At 59.0% G+C, this 5,797-nt stretch carries 5 protein-coding genes; 4 read left to right on the top strand and 1 reads right to left on the bottom strand.

Features of this window, described 5'->3' with window-relative positions:
* The first annotated feature begins 259 nt into the window (after positions 1 to 259).
* Positions 260 to 772, top strand: a complete 513-nt coding sequence (locus tag ACRXB1_RS28635) for a winged helix DNA-binding protein (protein WP_062001020.1) — start codon at positions 260 to 262, stop codon at positions 770 to 772.
* Between the two features lie 1,109 nt (positions 773 to 1,881).
* Here the strand turns inward: ACRXB1_RS28635 and ACRXB1_RS28630 are convergent.
* Positions 1,882 to 2,448, bottom strand: a complete 567-nt coding sequence (locus tag ACRXB1_RS28630) for a 5-formyltetrahydrofolate cyclo-ligase (protein ID WP_449493947.1) — start codon at positions 2,446 to 2,448, stop codon at positions 1,882 to 1,884.
* A gap of 50 nt (positions 2,449 to 2,498) precedes the next feature.
* Between ACRXB1_RS28630 and ACRXB1_RS28625 the strand changes: the two genes are divergently transcribed.
* The 3 genes from ACRXB1_RS28625 to ACRXB1_RS28615 form a co-directional block, all read left to right on the top strand.
* Positions 2,499 to 4,466, top strand: a complete 1,968-nt coding sequence (locus ACRXB1_RS28625) for a lytic transglycosylase domain-containing protein (protein ID WP_062168320.1) — start codon at positions 2,499 to 2,501, stop codon at positions 4,464 to 4,466.
* A gap of 122 nt (positions 4,467 to 4,588) precedes the next feature.
* Positions 4,589 to 5,542: a complex I NDUFA9 subunit family protein gene (locus ACRXB1_RS28620; RefSeq protein WP_449493946.1), complete on the top strand. Its 954-nt coding sequence runs from the start codon at positions 4,589 to 4,591 to the stop codon at positions 5,540 to 5,542.
* Positions 5,543 to 5,569: 27 nt separating this feature from the next.
* Positions 5,570 to 5,797, top strand: a 228-nt coding sequence (locus tag ACRXB1_RS28615) for a glutathione S-transferase N-terminal domain-containing protein (protein ID WP_449493945.1), incomplete at its 3' end; no start/stop codon positions are given.

Below are 5,797 nucleotides of genomic sequence, written 5' to 3'. Positions count from 1 at the left end.
TTGCGAAGCGCCCGCGCCCGCCACGCTCGAATGCCAGCGCCGAATGTGGGCGCTTCGCAAACAAGCGCGGTGTCGCCGAGTGGATGAATTTTGGGTGGTGTCATGCTGACCTTGCCGGTAGTCGAGGGTGTGCCTCGATTCGATCATGGAATGTACATCGTCAATAAATTATCGACAATTTATCAATAAGAATGTGAGTTTGTTATTGAAATTTCATTCGATACGCTACACTCGCTGGCACATTGTTTCGTTGAATGCCATGCCTCGCCACCCGACCAAGATTGTTTCCTCCGAGCATCTCGTATCCGAAACCAGCGCGGAGTTGTCCGAGCTCGAGTACGGTTTGATCATGGCCGGCAACGCGTTCAACCGATGGATGGTGCGCTGCATGTCGGCGGCGGGCGCGAAGGACATGACGGCGGTGGAAGTATCGCTGCTGCATCATGTCAGTCATCGTGACCGCAAGAAAAAGATCGCCGATATCTGCTTTGTTCTCAATATAGAGGACACGCACGTTGCGAGCTATGCCTTGAAGAAGTTGATGGCGCGGGGCTATGTGGCGAGCGAAAAGGTGGGGAAAGAGGTGTTCTTTTCCGCAACGCCGGCGGGGCGCGAGTTGTGCGGGAAGTATCGGGAGGTGCGGGAGAGCTGTTTGATCAGCGCGCTGAAGGAGAGCGGGCTTTCGAACGAGCAGATTGGAGAGGCGGCGCAATTGCTGCGTAATGCCTCGGGGTTGTACGATACGGCGGCTCGCGCCGCTGCCTCACTATAGGGTTTTCGTTCGCACTTGGGCTGGGGTTTGGCGGTTGGGGTTGGTGCTGGGTTGTTGCTCTTTGGGCTACCGCGCGTTCAGTTCTAGCTGATTTTTTTAGCACTATTAGCCACTGTCCGTGGCGGGACTTCATTTCTTTTTCCAACGGCGAAAAAGAAACGAAGCAAAGAAAACGCCTTCCAACCGCTAACTCTTAAGTGTCCCGAGCGTGCACGTACAACTGTTTGGTACTTCAGAAGAACGCTCGACGCCGCAATCAGGAACACTTGAACCCCTCCCCCTCCGTCAACAGATACCCACACGCTTCGCCACCAGTAACTGTGGCAGTCAATACGGAAACCTGGCCCAAGTAAACAACGGGTTGAGCACGTGACGGCGCTACAGCATCCTGAACTTGCCGAGATTTCGCCGCCGGTGGTCCCAGGCTCGCGCGGCAAAACGGAACCAGTACAGCCAACTCCTCCATTTGGGCGCCAGTGCGCGCAGCGCGGAGGCCTGGTTAACGGATTCCCACACTGGTGGCGAAGCGTGTGGGTTGCGGTTGACGGAGGGGGAGGGTTTCAAGTGTTCTTGATTGCGGCGTCGAGCGTTCTTGTGAAGTACCAAACAGTTGTCACTGCACGCTCGGGACACTTAAGAATTAGCGGTTGAGAGGCGTTTTCTTTGCTTCGTTTCTTTGTCGCCGTTGGACAAAGAAATGAAGTCCCGCCACGGACAGTGGCTAACAGTGCTAAAGAAATTAGAAAACGAGGAACGCGCGAAGGCCTAAGCAGCAGCAACCCAGCATCAATCCTGACCGCTGCCAAAGACCAACCAAGCGTCAGCGCATTACCCGTGAAATGAAGTCCCGCCACGGACAGTGGCTAACAGTGCTAAAGAAATCAGAAAACAGGGAACGCGCGAAGGCCTAAGCAGCAGCAACCCAGCATCAATCCTGACCGCTGCCAAAGACCAACCAAGCGTCAGCGCATTACCCGTGAAATGAAGTCCCGCCACGGACAGTGGCTAACAGTGCTAAAGAGAACAGCCAAAATAAACCGCGCGGTAGCCCAACCAGCAACAACCCGGCATAAACTCCGACCACTACTAAAACCCACCAGGCGCTAGCCTCAATAAATCCCCGATTCAGTAACAATCGCCCCCAGCGGCAAATCAAACTCCCCCCGCGGCAACGCATCACACCTGGCAGATTCAAAAGCCACCCCGATCGTAGCGGGCTTCCTGTCCGCGGGCCAAAACGCCAGCGTCCGGTCGTAATACCCGCCGCCATACCCCAACCGATACCGGTCGGCATCGAACCCCACGCAGGGAATCAACAGAAGATCCGGAACTACGAGCCGCTCCTCCTCCGGCACTGCAATCCCATAACGCCCCTTCTTCATGGCAGAGTCATAACGCCACGCATGAAACACGAGCGGTTGCCTCGGAGCAACAACCACCGGCAACGCCGCCGTCCGCGACGCCGCCAGCGCGAGCCAGACGCTCAGCACATTGCGTGCATCGAACTCGCCGGCAACAGGCCAGTAAAACCCAATACACGATGCCTCCGGATACCGCCCCACGACCTCCATCAAGCGCCGCGCGAGCGCTTCGCCACGCGCCTCGTGATCAGCCTCGCCGCCTTGTGTTTCGCGGGTCGCAAGCAAGCTCGCACGCAGCGTGCTTTTGGCTTCCATCAGAGGGTTGCATGCTATGCTCTGGATCACTTCGCGCTCCACAAAAAACGATGTCAAAACGTCTCAAACGAGTATATCTCGCAGCCGCCACGGCGCTCGCCGCGATCACGCTGATCGGGTGCAGCACCGCATCGGCGGTTCGTCCTTCAGTCGATTATTCGCTGTCGCAAGATGACCGCACTTTCATTCAGTTGCGCGAAGCCGCGCGCTCGAATGACGCCGGCCGCGCCATGCAGCTCGCGGCGCAAATTCCCAATTATCCGGCGCCGGGTTATGTCGAATATTTCACGCTCAAGCCGCAGCTTTTCGACTCGCAAGGGCACGCGCGCGTGGATGCACCCGATGAACCCGTGCTTTCATTCCTGCAGCGCTACGACGGCCAGGCTATCGCGGATCGCATGCGAAATGATTATCTCGTCGTGCTGGGCGCCCGCCACGACTGGCGCAATTTCCTCGATCAGTATCAGCGTTTTGTCCTGAACGACGACACGCAGGTGAAATGCTACGCGCTCGAAGCACGGGCATCGCGGGGGGAAAACGTGTCGGACGCCGCGCGGGCATTGCTCGTGGATCCTAAATGGTATGGCGACGGTTGCGTGGACCTGATCAACGCATTGGCGGTATCGCAGCAATTTACGTCCGATGACGTCTGGCAACAGATTCGTCTCGCGAACGAGCAAAACTACACGAACACCGCCAGCAAGATTGCCGACGCGCTCGGTCAGCAGCGCCCGAGTCAGAATTCCTTCGACAGCGCCTCGAACACGCCGCCGCTCTATCTGGCGCGTGGCGTAGGCCGGGACACGTCGTCGCACCAGCTCGCGTTGCTGGCCATCACGCGCATGGCGCGCAACGATCCGGCCATGGCCGCGGCATCGTTCAGTTCTGTTGCGCCGGCCCTGACGCCGCTGGAACGCGCTACCGGCTGGGGCACGATTGCGTATCAGGCTGCGTCGAAACGCATGCCGAGCGCAGTGGACTGGTACCGGTTGTCGGTGAATGCGCAATTGTCGAATCCGGCCTACGAATGGCGTACACGCATGGCGTTGCTTGCCGGCGACTGGACCATGGTGCGCTGGTCGATCGAGCAGATGCCGCCCGCGCTGCGTAATCAAGCAACGTGGATCTACTGGCACGGACGCGCCTTGAAGCAGGCCGGCGACACCGCCACTGCCGCGCAGGAATTCACGAGCATCGCCGATCAGTTCAATTTCTACGGCCAATTGGCATCGGAAGAACTGGGGCAGAAGATCACCGTGCCGCCGCGCACGACCGTGACCGACGCCGAAATCGCACAAGCCCAGACCATTCCGGGTTTCGCGTTGTCGCAGAAGTTCTACAACATGAACCTGCGCCTCGAAGGCAACCGCGAATGGAACTGGCCGCTACGGACCATGACGGATCGTCAGTTGCTGGCGGCGGCGCAGTACGCTCGGCGTATCGAATTGTTCGACCGCACGGTGAATACCGCCGATAAAACCAAGACCGAGCACGATTTCTCGCTACGTTACCTGGCGCCCTACAAGGACGTGGTCGACCGCGAATCGAAAAATACCGGGCTGGATATCGAATGGGCCTACGGCCTGATCCGCCAGGAATCGCGTTTCATCATCAACGCGAAGTCCGAGGTTGGTGCGGGCGGCCTGATGCAACTGATGCCCGGAACCGCGCAGCTCGTGGCGAAGAAGATCGGCATGGGTCCGGTTTCGCGTGAGCAGATGAATGACATCGATACAAACATTCTCCTCGGCACGAACTATCTGGCCATGGTCTATAACCAGTTCGACGACTCCGCTGTGCTGGCAACAGCCGGTTACAACGCCGGCCCGGGCCGGCCGAAACAATGGCGCTCCACGCTGACCGGTCCGGTAGAGGGCGCGATTTTTGCTGAAACCATTCCGTTCACCGAAACCCGCGATTACGTCAAGAACGTGCTGTCGAACACCGTGTACTACGCGGCGTTGTTCGAGGGTCGTCCGCAATCGCTGAAGGCGCGGCTCGGCTACATCGCGCCGTAAGCGTATCGCATCAGACTCGCCGCGCGTTTCGCTTATCCGGCAACGCGGCGCGAGGGAAGCCACGCCCGGCCTCGGCCGTTCAAGCTTCCCTCGCGCCGCCGACGTCACTCACAGAGGCGAATATGCGACATCAAACCATTGCGTTGATCGGCGGGTCGGGATTTATCGGCAGTCATCTGGTGAACGCGCTTGTCGAAGTCGGCAAGAACGTGCGCATTGCCACCCGGCGGCGTGAGAACGCGGCGCATCTCACGCTCTTGCCCGTGGATGTGATCGAAACCAACGTCTACGATCCCGCTCAACTCGCCGCTTTCGTTTCGCAAGCCGACGCCGTCATCAATCTCGTCGGCGTGCTGCAAGGCAAACGTGGCGCGCCCTACGGTCCGCAATTCGCGAAGGCGCACGTCGAATTGCCGAACAAGATCGTGGCCGCGTGTCAGGCGAAAGGCGTGCGACGCCTTCTGCACATGAGCGCGCTCGGAGCGGATTCGAACGGCCCGAGCATGTATCTGCGATCAAAAGGCGATGGCGAAAAAGCCGTGCGCGATTCGAATCTGGCCACGACCATCTTTCGTCCGTCCGTGGTCTTCGGTCCGGAGGACAACTTCCTGAACCAGTTCGCGTTCCTTGAACGGATCTTTCCGATCATTCCACTCGCGTGTTCGCAGGCGCAATTCCAGCCAATATTTGTCGGCGATGTCGCCAAGGCCTTCGTCAACGCGCTCGATCTCGATGCCGCCAGCGGTCGCGCATACGAACTCGCCGGCCCGAAGGTCTACACGCTCGAAGAACTCGTGCGCTTCAGCGGCGCGGCGATCGGCAAGAACGCGCGCATCGTCCGTTTGCCTGACAGCCTTGGCCGCTTGCAGGCCATGTCGCTGGAACTCGCGCCCGGCGAACCCATGATGTCGCGCGATAATCTGGATTCAATGAAAGCGCCGAACATTGCCAGCGGGCCGATTGCGCCGGAACTCGGCATCGATCCGGCGAGCGTCGAGGCGATTGCGCCGATGTATCTCACGGGCGCCTCCACGCGTTCGCGTTTCAACACGTTCCGTGCGTCGGCGGGGCGTTGATTCAGTATTCAACTTCAAATTTCTGCGATGAAACTCGTTATCGGTGACAAAAATCAGTCGTCGTGGTCCATGCGGCCGTGGCTCGTGCTCAAGCACTTCGGCATCCCGTTTGAAGAGGTGCTGATCCGCCTCGGCCAGCCGGACTCGACCGCGAACATCCTGGCACATTCACCGTCCGGCAAGGTGCCGTGCCTCGTGACCGATGCCGGCGACGCCGTCTGGGAATCGCTCGCGATCATGGAAACGCTGGCCGAA

The organism is Caballeronia sp. M23-90 (assembly GCF_053574605.1).
This window is presented reverse-complemented; position numbering and strand designations above follow the sequence as displayed.